Source organism: Comamonas testosteroni (genome assembly GCF_000761245.1).
GTDB classification, from domain to species: Bacteria; Pseudomonadota; Gammaproteobacteria; order Burkholderiales; family Burkholderiaceae_C; genus Comamonas; species Comamonas testosteroni_C.
In genome coordinates, this window is sequence record NZ_AWOR01000089.1 from 129,903 (window position 1) to 149,026 (window position 19,124).

Consider the following 19,124-nt stretch of genomic DNA (forward strand, 5'->3'; position numbering starts at 1 on the left):
ATCGGCTCGGCACAGTCACTCATCCAATAACAATCAATGGAGACAGGCCATGGATGAAGTCTTTGATTACATCGTCATCGGCGCAGGCTCGGCCGGTGGCACTCTGGCGGCAAGGCTGAGCGAGAACCGCGAGCACAAGGTGCTGCTGCTCGAAGGCGGCGCGAGCCACAAGGATCTGCTGGTTTCCATGCCTTCGGGTTGGGGCCAGATGATCAACAGCTCCCGCTATTCCTGGGGGCACGAAACGGAGCCCGAGCAGTACGCAGCCAAGCGCCGCATCAGCCTGCCGCGAGGCAAGCGCCTGGGGGGCTCATCTTCCATCAACGGCATGATCTATGTGCGCGGCGATCGGGCGGACTTCGACAGCTGGGCTGAGCAAGGAGCGGCGGGCTGGAGCTATGAGGAGTTGCTGCCCTACTTTGTGCGCACCGAAGACCAGCAGCGCAGCGAACAGGAATTCACCCGGCCCTGGCACGGGCGCGGCGGGCCACTGACGGCCAACAATCTGCACAACCCACATCCGGTATCGCTGGCCATGGTGCAGGCCGCCATTCAAGCCGGCATGCCCGCTTGCAAGGATTTCAATAACGGCCATCCCGACGGGGCAGGGCTGTTTCAGGTCAATGTCAAGAATGGTCAGCGCTCGTCGGTGGCCAGGAACGCCATCGAGCCCGCCATGCAGCGGCGCAATCTGGATGTGCGCATGCAGGTGCTGGTCACCCGCATAGGTCTGGACGGGCTGCGCGCCAGCACGGTGCACTGGAAGGACAAGGCTGGCGCAAGCCACGCAGCTCGCGCCAGCAAGGAAGTCCTGCTGTGTGCAGGGGCCCTGCAATCGCCCCAGTTGCTGATGCTTTCAGGCATTGGCCCGGTAGCGCACCTGCAGGAGATGGGAATTGAGGTCAAGGTGGATCTGCCCGGGGTGGGCGCCAATCTGCAGGACCATGCGATTGTCCCCATGTCCTGGCGCATGAAGGCTGGAACGCCCAGCCTCAACCGCTCACTGCGCGGTCTGGGTATTGGCGCTTCGCTCATTCAGTACCTGCTGACCAGGCAGGGTGCCATGGCCATGCCGGCTTCGGAGTTTGCCGCATGGTTCCGCAGTGACTCCAGCCTGCCCTATAACGACATCCAGATTCACGGCCTGCCTGTGACCGGCGATATCGAGGGGTATATGCAGGGCGGCAAGAACTACCGCACCGAAGCCTTCCCCGGCATGACGATGGCGCCCTATCAGGTGCGGCCCTATTCACGCGGCCAGCTCAGGCTCAGGAGCAGCAAGCCCGAGGAGCTGGCCAGCATTCGCATGAACTTTCTGCACGACGAGCGTGACCGCAAGGCGCTGCTCCATGGAGTACGCATGGCCAGCAGGATTGCCCACCAGCCCGCGCTGGCCGGCCTGATCGAGACGCAGACGCGCCCGGCACCTGGCCTGCAAAGCGACGAGGAGCTGCTGGACTGGATCTCCATGTACATGGGATCGGGCCACCACGCCAGCGGCAGCTGCCGCATGGGTCATGCAGCCGATCTGCGAAGCGTGGTCACGCCCGACCTCCGGGTCAAGGGCGTGCAGGGTCTGCGCGTGATCGATGCCTCGGTCATGCCGCATCTGGTGTCGGGCAACACGAATGCTGCATCGGTGGTGATTGGCGACAAGGGCGCAGATCTGGTGCTGGGCCTGGAGCCACCCGCAGCAAGGCGGTGGAATGTGGCAGCCGTGCTGCCGGATGGCGCATGCGCCGGCGCGGCGGTTTGAGCTTTGGAAGAATGGGTGGAGACAAAAAGATGAACTTCGACTTCAGTGACGACCAGAACGCCTTGCGCAACGAGATACGCAAATTCCTGACGCGCGAATCGCCGCTGACGCAGGCGCGTGCCTTGCTCGAGGGCGAGGGTCACCACGCCCAGGACGTATGGAGCGGCATGGCCCAGCTGGGTGTGACCAGCCTGATGCTGCCGCAGGACTGTGGCGGTATCGGCCTCGGCACCATGGAAATGTGCGTGGTGGCCGAAGAAGTGGGCCGCCAGCTTAGCCCCGTGCCTCTGGCATCGACCATGTATCTGGCAGTGCAGGCAGTCTTGCTATCTACACAGGAGCAGTCTGCGCAACGACGGCAATGGTTGCTGCCGGTTTCGGGTGGAAGCATTGGCTGCCTGGCAGCGCCGACGCACGGGCAAGAGCCCCCATACGGTCTGCCCCTGTTTGACGGCAAGACCTTGAAGGGCGATTGCCCGTTGGTGGCCGACGGCATGGCCGCGCAATGGGGTGTGGCGCTGGCGCGCAATGCGACAGGGGCGGATGTGCTGGTGGCCTTCAGGTGTGATGGCTCGGTGCAGCGTAAGAAACTCAAGACGCTGGATCCTTCCAAGCCCTATGCCTTGTTGCGCTTTGACGGCACGGCGGCCGAGCAACTTGACGGAGCCAGAGGCGCTGCTCAGGTGCTGGCACGCGTGCGCAATCGTGCTGCCGTGATGCTGGCCTTTGAAGAGCTGGGAGCAGCCGACGCCGCGCTGGAGATGGCCTGCAGCTATGCCAGGGAGCGCAAGGCCTTTGGCCGCCCCATTGGGTCCTATCAGGGCATCAAGCACAAACTGGCCAATCTCTACACCAACAACCAGCTGGCCCGTGCGCATTGCTACTACGGAGCCTGGGCGCTGGCGGCAGACATGGCTCTGGCTGATGGTGCGCCCGAGTTGCCCGGCGCAGCCGCCGCAGCACGCGTGAGCAGCACTCAGGCGCTGTCGGATGCCGCGCAGGAAAACCTGCACACCCACGGCGGCATGGGCTATACATGGGAGCTGGATTGCCATCTGTTCTACCGCCGTGCGCGCCAGCAGGCCGTGGAGCTGGGCAGTATCCATGCCTGGCGCGAGCAGGTGGCGCTCGAGTTGCAAAAACGGTTGCTCGCTGCAGCGCCGGCGGCGCCTGTACGGAGCGCGACCCAGGCCGACAGCCAGTCCATGGACTTTGGGGACACGCCCGAAGAAGCCGCCTTCCGCGCCGAATGCCGCGCCTGGCTGCAAGCCAATGCCGAGCCCAAGGCAAGTGCCGACGACTACTTCGGCCGTGACATGAATGCCGAGCAGCGCATGGAAGCCGCCCGGCTCTGGCAGGGCAAGAAGGCGGCAGCGGGTTTTGGTGCGATTACCTGGCCCAAGTTGCTGGGCGGCCGGGGCGGCACACCCATGCAGGAGCTGATCTGGCGCCAGGAGGAGGGGCGGGCCAAAGTGCCCACGGGCATGTTCAATGTGAGCCTGGGCATGGTGCTGCCATCGGTGCTGGCACATGCCAGTCCCGAAGTGCTGGCCCTGCATGTGCCCCCGGCGCTGAGTGGAAAGAACCTTTGGTGCCAGCTGTTGAGCGAGCCGGGTGCCGGCTCCGATCTGGGCATGGTGCGCACACGTGCCGAGCGCGCGACCGATGGCCGCCAGGGATGGATCGTCAATGGCCAGAAGGTCTGGACCTCTCTGGCGCAGTTTGCCCAGTTTGGTCTGGTGCTGGCAAGGACCAATCCGCAGGCGAGCAAGTTTGAAGGGTTGACTACCTTCTTCCTCGATATGCGCTCGCCCGGCATTGCCGTGCGCCCGATTCGCCAGGCAGGCGGCGAGTCCGAGTTCAACGAGGTGTTCTTCGAGGACGTGTTCGTGCCCGATAGTCAGATGGTGGGCAAGCTGGGCGGTGGCTGGAAGGTCACGCTGACAGGCTTGATGGCAGAGCGCCTGGCCATTGGCGCAGTGATGCCGGCCGAGCTGTGGCGCACCACGGCTGGCCTTCTGGCCGATCATCGATTTGACGGCAAGCCGGCGCTGCAGGACGGTCGCCTGCGCGAGCGCTGGGCCGACCTCTATCTGAAGGAGCAGGCGCTATGGCTGCTGCAGTGCCGCGCGCTGACGGCGCTGAGCAAGGGGCGCCAGCCCGGCCCCGAGATGAGCGGTGCCAAGAACGTGGCAGCTGCCGCGCTGCAGTCCTTCAGCTATTTCGCCATCGACTTGCTGGGCGAGCGCGGCGTGCTGGCCGCCAGCGAACTTGGCGAGCGTTTTGCCATGGTGGAGCGCCTGTGGTTCGGCTCTGCCGGCATGCGCATTGCGGGCGGTACCGACGAGGTGGTGCTCAACAGCATTGGCGAACGCGTTCTGGGGCTGGCTGCCGAGCCCCGTGTGGACAAGGACCTTCCCTTCTGCGAACTGCTTGCCTAGTGACTTGGCGCGGCACACCGCAATGTGCCGCGTCCTTTTTACTGGGCATACAAGGCTCGATTCAATCCACGTGGCGGAGATCACGTTTTTCAGGAGACAGGAAATGAGTGCATCTGCTGCGGACCGAGTGCCGCAAGCTGCTTCGGCCAGGGTGAGGCCGGCGAGCAATGTGACGGGCTGGCGTCGTCACTATCTGCTGCTGGTGCTGTTGCTCGTCTATGGCGTGAGCATGATAGACCGTCAGATCATGGGCGTGCTGATTCAGCCCATCAAGCAGGAGATGGGGGTTTCGGACAGCGCCATGGGCCTGCTCACGGGTCTGGCCTTTGCTTTGTTCTACAGCATTCTGGCCGTCCCCTTTGGCCGCTTTGCCGACCGTACCAACCGCCGCAACCTGATTGCCTGGTGCTGCGCCGGCTGGAGCGTTGCCACGGGTTTTTGCGGCATGGCGGTGGGCTTTTGGAGCCTGACGGCCGCTCGTGTGGGCGTGGCTGTGGGCGAGGCTGGCAGCACGGCGGCATCGACCACCATGATCGCCGACGTCTACCCGCCCGAGCAGCGCAGCCGAGCCATGAGCGTGTTCAGCCTGGGCCCGCATCTGGGATCGCTGGTGGGTCTGGGCGTGGGAGCCTGGATTGCCCAGCACCATGGTTGGCGTACGGCCTTTTTGTGGCTGTCTGTGCCCGGCGTTCTGATCGCTTTGATGCTGCGCTTGACTTGCCGTGAGCCCTTGCGCGGCGCGCAGGAAGGTCGTGCCGTGGTGCAGGCAGCAACCGAGAAGTTCAGCGAGGTGATGTCGGCCCTGGTGCGCAACAAGGCGTTCGTGGGGCTGGGGCTGGCCAGCATGCTGATGGCGTTCTCGGGCTATGCGATCGGCATGTGGAATACCGCGTTTTTGGTGCGCTCCCATGGCCTTGAGCTCAAGGACGCTGGCGCGATCATGGGATTTATCGGCGGGCCGGGGGCGATTTTTGGGGCTTTGCTCAGCGGCTGGGTCACCGATCTGATGGCAAGGAGGAATGTGCGCTGGCAGATTGGCGTTCCGGTTCTGGGTACGCTGATTTCGATTCCGCTGGGGCTGGCTTTCTATCTGAATGACTCTGCGGGACAGTGGACGCTGGCCGGCGTGCAGATTCCGCATGCGATTGCCTACTACGGCTTGTTCGCCATCTTCTCCAGCTTCTGGACCGCGCCGGTGTTTGCTGCACTGACCAATGTGATTGCCTCCAGCCGTCTGGCGACTTCGCTGTCCATCTACAACCTGCTGCTGACTGCAGTTGGCGGTGGTCTGGGACCTCTGGCGGTGGGTCTGCTCAGCGATGCATTCATCGTTCGGGCGGGTAGTGAATCGCTGCGCTGGGCGCTGGTTTGCATGCTCGCCTTTTATGCGCTTGCGCTGCTGATCTATGTCTGGACCATCAAGCCCTATGCATCGATGGTGACTGCGAAAAAGATCGCTTGAGGCGATCTGGAAGAAGGCGATGGAGTGAACTTTCGCTGAGATTCTGATTTTTTCGATCAGGCCTCGGGAAATGCCTTGGCGCCAGATTTTTAAGGGTAGGTGCTGTTGGGTGTGGCTTGCCTATCTGCGAGCATGCACCCACGAAACCACAAGGGTCTGCACCAGGTTCAAGTGGACGATGAATGTGGACAGACCGTCGTCGAGCATTGCAGCACCTGCGGGACAAGTGGATTCGTAGAACGGGAAGACAGACGGAGACAAGAGATGACACGGACCTTCAATCTGGCCGATATTTTCGAGTTGGTGGTGCAAGCTGTGCCGGATCGCATTGCCTTTGGCTGCGGCAGCCAGAAGCTCAGCTTCAAGCAGCTCGATGAGCGAGCCAATCAGCTGGGCAGTGCGCTGCGTGCGCGTGGCATAGGACGGGGCGACAACGTCGGCATCCAGCTCTACAACTGCGCCGAGTATCTGGAGGCCTTTTTCGCCTGCAGCAAGATCGGAGCCGTGCCGGTCAACGTCAACTATCGCTATGTGGCCGATGAACTTCAGGGGCTGTTCAACAGCCTGGATCTGCGCGGCCTGGTCTATGGCGCGGACTTCGATGCGTCGGTGCTGGAAGTCATTGCCTTGGTGCCCACTTTGCGCCTGGCGCTGCGGGTTGGCGAGGAGCGTCATGGCCTGCCCAGGACAGTGCAACCCTACGAACGCGTGCTGGCCGAAGGTGGACGGGAGCTCACGGACTCCGAGCGCAGCGAAGACGATATCTTCATGCTCTGCACCGGCGGCACCACGGGGCTGCCCAAGGGCGTGATGTGGCCGCATAAATCCTTGTTCATGGGAGCCTTGGGCGGTGGCGGCTATTACTTTCGCCGACCTCCCATCGAAAAGCCGGAGGAGCTGCTGCAGCTGGTGCCCAACGGCCCGGCGCTGGCCTATCTGGCGGTGGCCCCGCTCATGCATGGCGCAGCCATGTGGGCCACCCTGATCAGCCTGTTTTCCGGGCATCCGGTCTATGTGAACGATCGCAAGCACTTTGATCCCGTACACATGCTGGATCTGATCGAGCATCACCAGATCAATGTGATGGCCGTGGTTGGCGATGCCATGGCCTTGCCCATCATCCAGGCGCTGGAGAAAAACCCCGGGCGCTGGCCTCTGAAGTCACTGATGATCTTCGGCAACGGCGGTGCCGTGTTTTCGCGTCATCTGCAGGAGCGGCTGCTGCTGCAGGTGCCTCATCTGGTGCTCAACAACGGCATGGCCAGCTCCGAATCCGGTGTCTTGGGCGGAGGGGAGAAAACGCCCGAGGGCGAAGGCTTTATGCGCATCGCGCCGCGTCCCGACCTCAGCGTGATCTCCGAAGATCTGCGCATTCTGACTCAGTCAGGGGAGGAGGGCATTCTTTCGCGCCGTGGTCATATGCCCCTGGGCTATTACGGAGATCCCAAGAAAACGGCCGAGACCTTTGTGATGGTCGAGGGCAGTCGCTGGGTGTTGACAGGGGACAGGGCCCGCATCGACACCACGGGTGAATATGTGGTGCTGGGCCGTGGCTCGCAGTGCATCAACACAGGAGGCGAGAAGGTCTACCCCGAAGAGGTGGAGGAAACCGCGCGCCGCTACCCGCCGGTTCAGGATGTGGTGGTCGTGGGCCTTGCTGACGAGCGCTGGGGCAGCAAGGTGGTGGCTGTGGTGCAGGTGCAGCAGGGCCACGAGTTCGATCTGCAGGAGTTTGAAAAGATCTGCCGCAGCAATCTGTCGGGCTACAAGCTGCCGCGTGCCGTGTATCTGGTCCCGGAAGTCAAGCGCAGCCCGGCAGGCAAGGCGGATTACCGTTGGGCCAAGGCCTATGCGGCGGAGCATGAACCGTTGAGCGCCATAGAGGCCTGAACCGGAGGGAAGAGCAGTTACAGACCGCACAAAGGATACCCTGTTCGTCGCGCCCGACGACGGGATTTAAAGGAGGCCCCGGCCTCCTTCTTTTTTATCTTCAGCGTGGCGCAGCGCAGATCCGGCGCGCCGTCTTCTCTGACTTCAGCGCCACAAAGGCCTTGGCCCGCGTGTCATAGCGGTGTGCAATCACATACTGGCTGCAGCGATCCGAATAGCGCGCGCAGGTCTGCATGGCAATGCAAAGATGGGGCCCGTTTGCCCAGACCTTGGCGGGCGGCCGGTCGTAAATGCCTTCGTACAGCGTCTGCTCCTGCGCTCCTTCGTCATTCCATCTGGCCACGATTTCAGAAGAGAAATGGTCAAAGCCTGCGCTGCTGTAGCCCACCTCGTAGTCAATCGTGCCCAGCCTGGTGATGGAAGTGCGGCCTGTGACCTGCTGTTCCCAGGCCGTAGCTTCCTGCGCGCTGCAAGGCATGACGCAAAAGCTCAGCAGCATGAGCCACGTCGGGATACGGAACTTGCGCAAATGCATGGGGTATGGACATGGAAGATGACGGGGTCACTATATCGCTGGCATCTGCATGGCGTGGACACGATCTGCTGATGGGCATGCTCGAGGCGCATGGTTGGGGCGCCTGGTCGAGGCGCCCGATCTCTGCGAAGGAGGCCAGGGAGTATGGCGGCTTGCAAGCAGGGCGGGCCTGGCAAGGCAAGGCAAGGCAAGGCAAGGCCTATGAGGGTTAGGTAATCGTCCGTTGGGACGATGTGAGGGCGGCTGCTCATGACCACGATGCTCAAGGCGGCGCTATCGAGCTGGACATGGATGCGGCCGCAATCTCATCCTCTGCTTTTCAGCCTGCGTCTGATGGGCCCGGAGGTTTGTCCAAGCGTCATTGAAAAGGGCGGAGGCATGTCCATGAAAAATGAATCGACGGCAAGCAAGGTGGCCACGTGGGAGCCGGCAACAGCGGCGTGGTATGGGCCAAGGTGCTCGGCCAGCAAGGGCTGGATGTGGCGGTGTTCGAGACGGGCAGCCAGCTGGGCGGGCTATGGATTTTCGGCAACGACAACGGTATGAGTTCCATCTGCCGCTCTCTGAACATCAACACCAGCACCAGCACCAGCACCAGCAACAGCACCAGCAACAGCATGGTGCAGTTGCCGGACTGCCCATGAGCGACTGCGTGGCGGTGCTGCAGGCGTCTGCGGGTCAGTGCGGCATGGCGCTGCACATCAGGGTGTGAGACGCGCACAAAGACCTGCTCCCGCGCTCCTCGCGTCCGAGGGTAGGCAACGCTGCTGAGGCGTGAGCAGCGGCGAGAGCCATGACGTGATGCAAAAAACCAAGAAAACAATGACAAACAACAATCATCAAAGCTCATCAAGAGTGTATGTGCTGGCGCTGCTGACGGCCCTGTCTGCCCTGACCTTCATGGACCGGCAGATCCTGGCTGTGCTGCTGCAGCCCATCAAGCAGGAGTTCGGCTTCTCGGACTTGCAGATCGGCCTGATCACCGGACTCGGTTTTGCGCTGACTTTCGCAGTGCTGGGCATTCCTCTGGGACGACTGGCAGACAGACAAGAGCGCCGCAGCCTGATTGCCTGGTGCCGTGGCGTTGGTGGCAGCGTTGCGGCGCTGGGCGCGCTGGCCACTGGTTCGGGTGGACTGACTGCATCGCGCGCCGGTGCCGCATTGGGGGATGCCGGTGGCGGCGCTGCGTCCATGTCCATCCTGGCAGATCTGTACAAGCCCCATGAGCGCTCGCGTGCCATGAGTGTTTTTGGTGTCGGCAATGCGATGGGCGCCTTGCTGGCCTTGCTTCTGGGGCCGTTGTTTGCCGAGTGGTGGGGGTGGCGTGTGACCATGGTCATCATCGGTGTGGCCATCATGGTCCTGTCCCTGGTGCTGCGCCTGAGTATCAGCGAGCCCGTTCGGGCCATCCCGCAGGTGATCTCCGACCCACAGGACGGCGGCCGGCAGCAGGCCAAATCTGCCGTCGCCTTGATATGGAAAGAGCCGGTGACCCGGTTTTTAATCGTGGGCGCTGCTTGTGTCCTGATCGCGGGAATCTCGATCGGTGCCTGGAATGTGGCGTTGCTTGCGCGGCGTTTCGATCTCAGTCTCAAACAGGCGGGGACCATTTCTGCAGGGGCCGCTGTGCTCTCGGTCTCGGGCAGCCTGTTCTCTGGCTGGTTGACGGACCGGCTGGCGCGCAGCGATGTGCGCTGGCAGATTCGCATCCCCGTGATCGGAACCAGCCTGGCCATGGTGCTGGGTTTCGGCTATCTGCTGGTGGGCTCGGACATGTTCATGCTGTCCATGGCCTGCATGTTGATGTATTCGTTCTTCACATCCTGGTGGGCTCCGGCCACCTACGCGGCCCTGAGTCTGGTCGTGCCGACCGAGCGGCGAGCCACGGCCAGCGCCATGGTGCTGATGGCCGGAGCCCTGCTGGGCAACGGAGTGGGGCCTATCGTGGCCGGCTGGCTCAGTGATGTGCTCAACGCCGTTGCGCCCGGCCAAGGCCTGCGCTATGCCATGGCGATCATGATGTGCACGCTGTTGCCGGCGGTATGGGCGTTTTACCGTGCTCTGCAGCATTACCCCGGCGCCTATCGCAAGGCCCACGCACCCGTGGCCGTTGCCGCATAAAGGCGGAAGAAGTGAGCGAGAAGGATTCTTGCGTCGTCTGGAAGATGATCTATCTGGCGCGGCGCAACCCGGCGCTGCGCCCGGAGGAATTCGCGCAGGCCTGGCGCGAGCATTCCGCGCTGGGCCGTCTGTGCCGCAACGTGGGTCAGCGCGTCAAGGCCGTGGCCCAGTGCTCACGACATCTGCAGGCAGGTGCCGCAGAGCTGAACAAGGACTATGACGGCGTCAACCTCATGGTGCTGGCACAGCGCGAAGCAGGCTCTGCGATCTGGTGCGACCCGGAAACCCTGGCCGTCATGCGTCCCGACGAGCCGCGCGTGTTTGCCGACTATGTGCGCAATTTCTCGCTGCTATGCCGTCAGCAGGTGTTGCGTGGCAGCCTGTGCGTAGATGTCCTGCCGCAGCAAAAGCAAGTCATGCTGATCGGCTTTTTGCAGCGCAGCGACGTCTGGCGTGGTGCTGCGGCCTTGCCGGAGATTTGTCCACCGCAGTGGCAAAGCGCTGCTCTGGGCCAGGCCAGCCGCATTGTCTGCAACACCATCGATGAGCAGCCACCTTCCGGCTACGGCTACCGCCATGTGGTCGAGTGGTGGTTTGACTCGGTGGAGCAGGCGCAGGCGGCAGCGGCTTCACTCGATGTCTCGGCCCATGCGCAGGACGGCGAGCTTGGCTGGGGCGAACATGTCTTCATGCTGACAGAGGTGACGCACGCCAGACCTTGAGGACCTGAAAAAATAGTAGCTTCTTGCGCTTTATGAATAAGGATTTCAATATGTTTTGTATTGAATTTCCTTTTGGATAAAGCGCTGGCAGCTATGTTTTTTAATTGGATCCCTTCCTCCAGCAAAAAGGCCCATGCAAGTGCATGGGCCTTTTGCCTTGGAGGTTCTCGGGATCAGGCTGTCGCTTCCTCGGCCTCCTGGGTATAGGCCACCATTCCGCGCGGAATGTACCTGCCTTCGCACTGGTCCAGATATTCGGCAGCCTTGGCGCGCGGGTTGTAGAACTGCTTGTACCAGATGCGGGCCTTGAGGAAGGCGCCGTCGCTGGGGATGAACAGCGGGTTCAGGCAGGGTGCCTTTTGCGACCAGACTTCGAAGTCCTGGGCAAAGGCCAGGCGGCTGGAGTCCTGGTACTGTTTGGCCGCGATTTCATCCGCCTTGGTGGGCAGGCCGCCATGCGCGGTCTTAACCAGCAGGTTGTGCCAGACCTTGATCCTGCCGTCCTCGATGGGGGTATGCATGATCATCATGAAGGAGTTGAACATGCCGCTGACCTTGGAGACCAGGATGGCGGGGCCGTGGTACCAGGTGTCGGTGTGCAGATCGCTGCTGGCACCGCCTTCGCCCACCAGGGTGCGGTGACCGCCGCACTGGCGCTGGATGGCGTTGTGGCCCTTGAATTCGTTCTCGAAGCGCGCCACGGTGGAGCCGTGGATGGGGCTGAGGTGACCATAGTCGGCAATATTGTCCACGACCTCCATGGGGTGCTGGTTCAGCTCGCCCAGGTAGTCCCACTGGCCGTTGACATAGGTCTCGTCATGCCAGTCGCCAAAAGTGGGCAGATCGTAGTCGGGCTCGCCGCCTTCGGGATCGAACCAGACCCAGATGGCGCCGTACTGCTCGACCACCTTCCAGCTCTTGACCGCGGCCGCGGCCGGAATGGCGCCGTCGTGATAGGGGATGTGGTTGCACTTGCCGTCCGCGCCGAAGCGCCAGCCGTGGTAGGGGCAGCGGATGCCGTCGCCTTCCACATTGCTGCCGCCGCCGTCGATCACCACATAGCTGGTGGCATTGGGCGCTGCCAGATGGGTCTTCATATGGGGGCAGTAAGCGTCCAGCAGCACGACCTTGCCGCTTTCGCGGCCACGGTACAGCGCGAAATCCTGGCCGAAGAAGCGCACGGCCACGGGCTTGTGGGTGTCGAGCGCACTGGCCTCGGAAATCATGAACCATCCACGTGGGTAGGTGAATTCACCGAGGCGGTAGTCCTTCGTGGTTGCCATTGCAGAGGTCTCCGTATTTAGTTTTGGACGGATGAATCTTCTGGCAAGTGGCGTCGCTGCGCATACTCTGTTTGGACGAGTGAAGGCGCGGCATTGATCTGGCGCAAATCGCACAGGGTTTGCCCTGGGTTGGGTGTTTGCGCACGCTTACATGTTGCTCACGCGGTCGCAGCCACGCGCTCTTTGTGAAGTGGTTGCAGGTCAATCATGGTGTAACTCTTGGCCAGTGGAAAAGCGTCTTTTTCAGTGCCCAGCCAGAACAGTGCCTCAGCAATCTCTTCGGGGGTGGAGGCACCATAGCGCTGAGCCAGCAGGCCGTCTTCGCCCAGCGTGGCCTTGACGGCCTCGGTGCTCACCACGCCGGGGTTGACGCTGAAGGCGCGCACATTCTGCTGCTTGTATTCGGTGTTGATGCAGCCGGCCAGGCGCGCGATGGCGGCCTTGGAGGCTCCATAGGCAAAGCCCCAGCCGCCCTGGTCGGCGGGCACGGGCGGGTTGTACTGGCCCGCAGCCGAGCACACATTGATGATGCGGCCGCCGCCTTGTGCCGCCATGGCCGGCAGCAGGCGCTGGGCCAGATGGAAAGGGGCGATGACATTGCCCTGCATGGAGCGCTGCAGCGACTCGGCCGTTATCTCGGGGATCAGGTGGTTGATCTCGCGGTTCTGGTAGACGGCGTTGTTGATCAGCAGATCGACACGGCCAAAGCGCTTCAGCACAGCGTCGGCGGCCTCGTCCAGGCTGGTGAGGTCCATCAGGTCCATGACATGCGCAAATACCTCGCCCCCTGCGGCCTCAATGGCCTTGGCTGTGGACTCCAGACTGCCGGACAGAAGCTGGCCATTGGGCAGGCGCAGCTGGTTGGCCATCTGCGCACCTTCGGTCAGCGTGCGGGCGGTGATGGCCACGCGCCATCCCTTGATGGCAAAGTGGACGGCGGTTGCCGCGCCAATGCCGCGGCTGGCTCCGGTGATGAGAACTACGGGTTGGCTCATGAGAGTCTCCAATTTTTGAGGATCAGGCGGCATTCATCTGCAACTGCTGCAGGCGCTGCTTATAGGAGCGGATGGCCAACGCGAAGAAAAGCGAAGTGATGACAAGAAGCGAGGTCACGCCCATCAGTGCCCAGCGCAGGCCTTCGGAGCCATGGGTTTGGGCAAAGTAGTCCGACAGGATGCCGGTGACCAGCGGACCCAGGCCCACGCCCAGCAAGGTCATGAAGAGATTGAGAAGTGCCGAGGCAACGCTGCGTTCGGCGGCAGTCACCATCTGGCTGACGGCGCTGTATGAGAGAGTGGCAAACCAGCTCGCAAAAAAGCCGAACAGCAGGGCAAATGCCATGGCATAGGGGACCTTGATGCCGGCAACCGTCCAGAAGTCGGACACGGGCCAGAAAAACACGGCGACGCCTGCAGGCACGGCGCAGAAGGTGCCCATGGCGGCCAGACGCAGCTGCCAGCGCGAGTCGCGCTGGGTCAATCTGTCGCTGAGCCAGCCGCAGAACATGGCGCCGAACACGGCACCCAGGCCGCTGGCCAGGCCGAACACCAGGCCGGCGTGGGAGATGCTCATGCCGTGAATGCGCATGAAAAAGCTCGGCGCCCAGACACCGTAGCCATAACCTGCAATACCGGCCACGCCGCAGGCGATGCAGATATTGCGCAGCGGCGCCATGCCCAGCAAACGCCTGACCTGGCGAAACATTGATTCGCGTGGAGCGCTGCCTTGAGCTGCGGGCCTGGTGCTTTCATAGGCGCCACGTGCCGGTTCCTTGACAAAGAAATACACCAGCAGAGCAAGAATTACGCCCGGAATGCCGAAGGCGAGAAACACGGAGCGCCAGCCGTAATGCTGGGCCACCATGCCGCCGATGACCAGGCCCAGCAGCGTTCCGAGGTTGGGGCCCATCATGAACAGACTGATGGCAAACGAACGCATCTTGGGAGGATACAGGTCCGAGACTATGGACACCGAGGGCGCCATGCCACCGGCTTCGCCCACGGCCACGCTCATGCGGGCCAGCAGCATGTGCCAGTACTGCGTGGCCATGCCGCACGCAGCGGTGGCAAGGCTCCAGATTCCGCAGCACAGGGCCACGATGTTGCGGCGGTTGCGGGTGTCGGCCAGACGCCCCACAGGCACACCCAGCATGGCATAGATCAGACCGAAGGCCAGCCCCGTGAGCAAACCCATCTCGGTGTCGGAGGCGCCGAATTCCTGTTTGACGGGCTCCAGCAAAATAGACAGAACCTGTCGGTCAATGAAGGAGAAAATATAGACCAGCGCCAGAAGGGCGAGGCTGAGATGAGTGCGCCAGCTGACGGCGGGAGGCGGGGTTTGAGGGGTGTGCATGCGCTGCATCGTGCGAGGGGCCTAGGGTTATGCCATCGTCTTTTTGGACGACGACCGCGAAATCCGCAGGTCTGAGCATGTGCCTTCCGTTCATGGCTTTCAAGAGAAGTATCGAGGAGACAAAATGACCCAGACAAATTCGTCCATCGGCATTCGCCAGCTGCTGGACATGCAAAAGCAGGCCTTTATCGAGGAGGCTGCGGTCAGCGCCGATGTGCGCATGCAGCGCATTCAGCAAGTCATCGACATGCTGGTGGAGCACAAGGAGGCGCTTTGCCAGGCCATGGGCGAAGACTTTGGTGGCCGCCCCGCCGTGTTCTCGCTGGCCAATGACATTCTTGGCTCGCTGTCCTCGCTCAAGCATGCACGCGATCACCTCAAGGGCTGGCTGGGTGACTCCGAGCGTCCCAGCGTCAAACCCTTTGACATGTTTGGCGCCACGGCCTGGGTCAGGTACCAGCCCAAGGGCGTGATCGGCATCATAGGCACCTGGAATGCACCTCTGTTCACCTTGCTGTCGCCGCTGGCCTGCGCGTTCGCGGCGGGCAACCGGGCCGTGCTCAAACCTTCCGAAATTGCACCGCGTACGGCCCAGGTGCTGGCCGAGGCCGTGGCCAAGCGCTTTGATCCTCAGGTGCTGGCCGTGGTGCAGGGTGGTCCCGAAGTGGCCGCGGCATTTGCCGAGCAGCCCTGGAACCATCTGGTCTTTACGGGCTCCACCAGCGTGGGCAGGCTCATCATGGCTGCCGCCGCCAGGAACCTGGTGCCCGTGACGCTGGAGCTGGGTGGCAAGTCTCCCGTGCTGGTGGGCGACTCCGCCGACATCGCCAATGCGGCCGAGCGCATCGCCGTAGGCAAGTCGCTCAACTCCGGCCAGCTTTGCGTGTCACCCGACGTGGTCTGGGTGCATGAATCCCGCCTGCAGGCGCTGGCCGATGGCATTGCCTCGCAATATCAGGCGCTGTATCCCTCGGTGACAGGCAACGCAGACATGACGCCCGTGATCAACGAGCGCCACCATGCACGTGTGAAAGCCTATGTCGATGATGCCAAGGCGCGCGGTCTGACCGTGCTGGAAGTCGGTGCCGCGCAAGCCGGAGCAGACCGTCGCCTGCCGCTGGCGCTGGTCATCAACCCGCCAGCCGAAGCCGAAATCTCTCAGCACGAAATCTTTGGCCCGGCCGTGGTGCTGCGCAGCTTCCTGAACATCCGCGACGCCGTGGCCGCGATCAATGCCGGTGAGCGCCCGCTGGCGCTGTACTACTTCGGCAGCGACGAGACGGAGCAGAACTGGGTGCTGGACAACACGCTGTCCGGCGGCGTCTCCATCAATGATGTGGTCATGCATCCTGCGCTGGAGGATGCACCGTTTGGCGGCGTGGGCGCTTCGGGCATGGGCCACTATCATGGCCGCGAGGGTTTTCTCGAGTTCAGCCATGCCCGCTCCGCCTACAAGGCCGGCAGTCACGACCCGCGTCGCGAGTGGGGCATGCTGCCGCCGTACAACGAGCAGTTCGCACAGATGCTGCAGGCAGCAGTCACTCCTTGAGCCGCTGCGCAGCTTCCCCCTCTGTGCCTCGCGGAAGGGGACGGCAGCCTCGCTGCGGGGCGGCGGGGCGGCGGGGGGGGCCGCGGGCCGCCCTGGGCCCTTGCTTCGCAGTCTCTGATCTGGACCTTGCCTGATTCGCGGCTCTGCCGTGGTGCAGTGCTATCCATTTCAGGGGCTCAACTTTTGCGTGTCGACGCAAGCTGCGGAGGCTGACCATGGGGCTTGTCCCATGGTCCGTTTGGCTGATGTCCTGAAAGCGTTTCGTACAGAGCATGGGCGGCTCAGAACGCAATCATAGGAAGAGACATGAACGAGATTTTTCGCCAGTTTTCGCTGGAGGGGAAGGTGGCCGTGGTGACTGGCGCGGGCAAGGGTATCGGCCGTGCATGCGCTGTCACGCTGGCCAAGGCCGGCGCAGATGTGGCGCTGTTTGCGCGCACCGAGGCGGACCTGCAGGCAGTCAAGGCCGAAATTGAAGCGCTGGGCCGCCGCGCCATTGCCGTGCAGGGCGATGTGAACAAGGAGGAAGATCTGGACAAGCTCATCGTCCGTACCGTGGAGGAGCTGGGCAAGATCAATGTGCTCATCAACAATGTGGGTGGTGGCGGCCCCAACGACCCGCGCAAGGTGGCGGGCAAGGCGGTGGGCGACATGCTGGTGTTCAATGTGGTGCCTGCATACACGCTGATCCAGAAGGCTGCTGCGGCCATGGAGGCTGCGGGCGGCGGAGCCGTGGTCAATATCTCGTCCACGGCCGCACGCTATTCGCAAAAGTACTTCAGCGCCTATGGTGCGGCCAAGGCCGCGCTCAACCAGATGACGCGCTGCCTGGCGCAGGACTTCGGCCCCAGGGTACGGATCAACGCCATCGAGCCCGGCACCATCATGACCGATGCACTGGCACCGTTTCTCACGCCGGATCGCAAGGAGCGCATGGAAAAAACCACACCCATGGCACGCATGGGCCAGCCCGAAGACATTGCCAATGCCGCGCTGTTTCTGGCCAGCCCCGCATCGAGCTGGGTGACTGGCAAAGTGCTGGGGGTGGACGGAGGTGTGGAAGCTCCCAACTTCTGAGTCTGATGACATCGCTCAGGCGGCTGCGACCGCTTGGCACAGGACAAGGGGAGCTTGGCTCCCTTTTTCTATGCCCTGTTGACGATGTCGCTTGAGCCGATTAGCAGCAGGAATCGAGCCGTTGCTTTCCCGGTCAAGCGCAAATGCAACGTCTGCAAGCTGCTGCCCGGATGGCGTGAGCGGTGCTGGCCCGAAGTGGCTTCAGCATGCCATCGCCATCGCCTGAGCCGCCTGTCAGCTGTCTGGTGGCCGGCCGTGGTCATGCCCTGGAGCGGATCTGCTCCTGCATCAGGTCCACGAAGGCCTTGACCTTTGCCGGCCGGAATCGTGCGGTCGGGAACACGGCATGAATGCCCCCCGATGGCAGTTCCCACCTGGGCAGCACCTGTATCAGCGTGCCGTTCTTCAAATCATCGGCCACGGCGAAGTCGGGCAATACCGACAAGCCCGCCCCATGACGCACGGCTTCGCGCACGGCCAGTGTCGCATCGAGCGAGATCACCGGGTGCACCGTCACGCTCTGACGCTCCAGCTCGCTGCGCGAGAAGCTCCAGTTGCAGGGGTCACGCAAGGCCGTGTTCGCGACAAAGGGCAACTCGCTGATGTGCCGCGGCTGTTTGAGCTGCGTCACCTGCCGGCGCAATGAGGCAGCGGCAACCAGCAATTGCCTGAAGCTTCCGATCTGACGGGCCTGCACATTCAAGTGTGAAAGCCAGCCGACGCGGATTGCCAGCTCGACCTGCCCCGACATCAGATCAAGTGGCTGGTCGCTGAACACGGCGTCCACCTTGCATTGGGGATAGTGCCGCGTGAACTCCGTGATGGCCGGCACCACTGCCGTAATGCCATAGTCCAGCGGGGCGGTCAGACGCAAGGTTCCCGAAGGCTCGGCCGCCGCTTCCCCCAGCTCGTCGAAAGCATCACCCGCTTCCTTGAGGATGGATGCGCAGCGTTGATAGAAGATCCGGCCTGCGTCGGTGGCAACGACCTTGCGGGTGGTGCGAGTCAGAAGCGTCGTGTGGAATTCGCTCTCCAGCCTTGCGACCTGCTGGCTGACCACGGCCTTGGTGATGCCCAGCCGGTCCGCGGCCGCCGTGAAACTGCCGGTTTCCACCACGGCCGCAAAGTAGGCCAGGCGCTTGAGATTGGCAAGCTTGCCGGCGACGGATTCTTCTGAATTGTTTGCTATTGACATACAGTTTATCTATTCGATCAGGCTTTTTCTGTCAATGCTTTGTTCCTAAGATCACGGTATTGAAGCAATGGAGCCCTCGGTGACCAAGACCCTGCATTACGTATTCGACCCCCTGTGCGGCTGGTGCTACGGTGCCTCAGCAGCGGTGGCGGCTCTGGGCAAAGCGCCTGGGGTCGAACTGCGCCTGCTGCCCAGCGGCCTTTTCGCAGGCGCAGGTGCACGTCTCATGGACGATGGCTTTGCAGCCTATGCCTGGGGCAACGATCAGCGAATCGAGCGCCTGACGGGCCAGCGCTTTAGCGAGCACTACCGCAGCCATGTGCTGTCGGATCGTCAGCAACTGTTCGACAGCGGCCCGGCCACCCTGGCGCTGAGCGCTGTCAGTCTGTGCACTCCAGAGCGTGAGCTTGACGCCCTTGAGGCCATTCAGCATGCCCGCTTCGTCAATGGCGAGGACATCACGCAACCGGACACGCTGATGGCCGTTCTGCAGGCCCTGGGGCTGGAGCAGGCTGCTGCAAGCCTGCTGCGCTCTGATGGCGAACTGCTGGCTGCCAATCGCGCCCGCATCGAAGGGGCAAAGGCGCTGCAAAGCCAGCTTGGCGCGCGTGGCGTTCCAAGCTTCATCCTGGAAACCAGTGGCCAGCGCCAATTGCTGAACTCCAGTGCCGCTTACTCCAATCCGCAGGCCTTTGCCGAGCAAATCGCCAAGGCCTGAGGCTTTCGCTTTCAACCCCGCCA

At 62.6% G+C, this 19,124-nt stretch carries 15 protein-coding genes; 10 read left to right on the forward strand and 5 right to left on the reverse strand.

Annotated features, from left to right (window positions below; translation table 11 throughout):
• Positions 1-49 precede the first annotated feature (49 nt).
• The 4 genes from P353_RS24680 to P353_RS24695 all read left to right on the forward strand — a co-directional run bounded on the left by P353_RS24680 (position 50) and on the right by P353_RS24695 (position 7,549).
• Positions 50-1,756 (forward strand): GMC family oxidoreductase, encoded by a 1,707-nt coding sequence (locus P353_RS24680; protein WP_034375610.1) that lies wholly within the window; start codon positions 50-52, stop codon positions 1,754-1,756.
• A 29-nt stretch (positions 1,757-1,785) separates the two neighbouring features.
• Positions 1,786-4,197, forward strand: coding sequence for an acyl-CoA dehydrogenase (locus P353_RS24685; RefSeq protein ID WP_034375772.1), 2,412 nt, complete (start codon positions 1,786-1,788; stop codon positions 4,195-4,197).
• Positions 4,198-4,300: 103 nt separating this feature from the next.
• Entirely contained in the window at positions 4,301-5,659 is a 1,359-nt protein-coding gene (locus tag P353_RS24690) for a spinster family MFS transporter (RefSeq protein ID WP_034375611.1), read from the forward strand.
• A 264-nt stretch (positions 5,660-5,923) separates the two neighbouring features.
• Positions 5,924-7,549: an AMP-binding protein gene (locus tag P353_RS24695; protein WP_034375612.1), complete on the forward strand. Its 1,626-nt coding sequence runs from the start codon at positions 5,924-5,926 to the stop codon at positions 7,547-7,549.
• Between the two features lie 100 nt (positions 7,550-7,649).
• On the opposite strand, the gene P353_RS24700 is transcribed toward P353_RS24695, so the two are convergent.
• Positions 7,650-8,084, reverse strand: coding sequence for a hypothetical protein (locus P353_RS24700; RefSeq protein WP_034375613.1), 435 nt, complete (start codon positions 8,082-8,084; stop codon positions 7,650-7,652).
• A gap of 419 nt (positions 8,085-8,503) precedes the next feature.
• Here P353_RS24700 and P353_RS24710 point away from each other — a divergent pair, with 419 nt between their 5' ends.
• The 3 genes from P353_RS24710 to P353_RS24720 all read left to right on the forward strand — a co-directional run bounded on the left by P353_RS24710 (position 8,504) and on the right by P353_RS24720 (position 10,927).
• Positions 8,504-8,728 (forward strand): NAD(P)-binding protein, encoded by a 225-nt coding sequence (locus tag P353_RS24710; RefSeq protein WP_034375616.1) that lies wholly within the window; start codon positions 8,504-8,506, stop codon positions 8,726-8,728.
• A gap of 178 nt (positions 8,729-8,906) precedes the next feature.
• On the forward strand, positions 8,907-10,205 hold the full coding sequence (locus P353_RS24715; protein WP_232776891.1) for an MFS transporter: 1,299 nt from the start codon (positions 8,907-8,909) through the stop codon (positions 10,203-10,205).
• Between the two features lie 11 nt (positions 10,206-10,216).
• On the forward strand, positions 10,217-10,927 hold the full coding sequence (locus P353_RS24720) for an EthD domain-containing protein (protein ID WP_232776893.1): 711 nt from the start codon (positions 10,217-10,219) through the stop codon (positions 10,925-10,927).
• Positions 10,928-11,100: 173 nt separating this feature from the next.
• Here P353_RS24720 and P353_RS24725 read toward each other — a convergent pair whose 3' ends face one another.
• From P353_RS24725 to P353_RS24735, 3 genes are all read right to left on the reverse strand, one after another.
• Complete coding sequence (locus P353_RS24725) at positions 11,101-12,210, reverse strand: Rieske 2Fe-2S domain-containing protein (protein WP_034375620.1); 1,110 nt, start codon at positions 12,208-12,210, stop codon at positions 11,101-11,103.
• A 158-nt stretch (positions 12,211-12,368) separates the two neighbouring features.
• On the reverse strand, positions 12,369-13,205 hold the full coding sequence (locus tag P353_RS24730; protein ID WP_034375622.1) for an SDR family NAD(P)-dependent oxidoreductase: 837 nt from the start codon (positions 13,203-13,205) through the stop codon (positions 12,369-12,371).
• 22 nt (positions 13,206-13,227) lie between these two features.
• Positions 13,228-14,562 carry a spinster family MFS transporter gene (locus P353_RS24735; protein ID WP_230847659.1) on the reverse strand — a complete coding sequence of 445 codons (1,335 nt, stop codon included), beginning with the start codon at positions 14,560-14,562 and terminating at the stop codon, positions 13,228-13,230.
• 124 nt (positions 14,563-14,686) lie between these two features.
• Between P353_RS24735 and P353_RS24740 the strand changes: the two genes are divergently transcribed.
• Both P353_RS24740 and P353_RS24745 read left to right on the forward strand, forming a co-directional pair.
• The gene (locus P353_RS24740; RefSeq protein ID WP_034375624.1) at positions 14,687-16,111 is read left to right on the forward strand and encodes a coniferyl aldehyde dehydrogenase; all 1,425 of its coding nucleotides are present in this window, start codon (positions 14,687-14,689) and stop codon (positions 16,109-16,111) included.
• Between the two features lie 306 nt (positions 16,112-16,417).
• Positions 16,418-17,188, forward strand: coding sequence for a glucose 1-dehydrogenase (locus P353_RS24745; RefSeq protein ID WP_034375626.1), 771 nt, complete (start codon positions 16,418-16,420; stop codon positions 17,186-17,188).
• 259 nt (positions 17,189-17,447) lie between these two features.
• Here P353_RS24745 and P353_RS24750 read toward each other — a convergent pair whose 3' ends face one another.
• Entirely contained in the window at positions 17,448-18,383 is a 936-nt protein-coding gene (locus tag P353_RS24750) for a LysR family transcriptional regulator (protein ID WP_034375628.1), read from the reverse strand.
• Positions 18,384-18,462: 79 nt separating this feature from the next.
• Here P353_RS24750 and P353_RS24755 point away from each other — a divergent pair, with 79 nt between their 5' ends.
• On the forward strand, positions 18,463-19,101 hold the full coding sequence (locus P353_RS24755) for a DsbA family protein (protein ID WP_034375774.1): 639 nt from the start codon (positions 18,463-18,465) through the stop codon (positions 19,099-19,101).
• Positions 19,102-19,124 lie beyond the last annotated feature (23 nt).

What these genes read in the sequence shown, in the direction of transcription:
- P353_RS24685 (WP_034375772.1), top strand. Translation starts at nt 1,786, where the DNA reads ATGAACTTCGACTTCAGTGACGACCAGAACGCCTTGCGCAACGAGATA.
- P353_RS24725 (WP_034375620.1), bottom strand. Translation starts at nt 12,210, where the DNA reads ATGGCAACCACGAAGGACTACCGCCTCGGTGAATTCACCTACCCACGT.
- P353_RS24740 (WP_034375624.1), top strand. Translation starts at nt 14,687, where the DNA reads ATGACCCAGACAAATTCGTCCATCGGCATTCGCCAGCTGCTGGACATG.
- P353_RS24695 (WP_034375612.1), top strand. Translation starts at nt 5,924, where the DNA reads ATGACACGGACCTTCAATCTGGCCGATATTTTCGAGTTGGTGGTGCAA.
- P353_RS24715 (WP_232776891.1), top strand. Translation starts at nt 8,907, where the DNA reads ATGACAAACAACAATCATCAAAGCTCATCAAGAGTGTATGTGCTGGCG.
- P353_RS24690 (WP_034375611.1), top strand. Translation starts at nt 4,301, where the DNA reads ATGAGTGCATCTGCTGCGGACCGAGTGCCGCAAGCTGCTTCGGCCAGG.
- P353_RS24730 (WP_034375622.1), bottom strand. Translation starts at nt 13,205, where the DNA reads ATGAGCCAACCCGTAGTTCTCATCACCGGAGCCAGCCGCGGCATTGGC.
- P353_RS24750 (WP_034375628.1), bottom strand. Translation starts at nt 18,383, where the DNA reads ATGTCAATAGCAAACAATTCAGAAGAATCCGTCGCCGGCAAGCTTGCC.
- P353_RS24735 (WP_230847659.1), bottom strand. Translation starts at nt 14,562, where the DNA reads ATGCACACCCCTCAAACCCCGCCTCCCGCCGTCAGCTGGCGCACTCAT.
- P353_RS24745 (WP_034375626.1), top strand. Translation starts at nt 16,418, where the DNA reads ATGAACGAGATTTTTCGCCAGTTTTCGCTGGAGGGGAAGGTGGCCGTG.
- P353_RS24680 (WP_034375610.1), top strand. Translation starts at nt 50, where the DNA reads ATGGATGAAGTCTTTGATTACATCGTCATCGGCGCAGGCTCGGCCGGT.
- P353_RS24700 (WP_034375613.1), bottom strand. Translation starts at nt 8,084, where the DNA reads ATGCATTTGCGCAAGTTCCGTATCCCGACGTGGCTCATGCTGCTGAGC.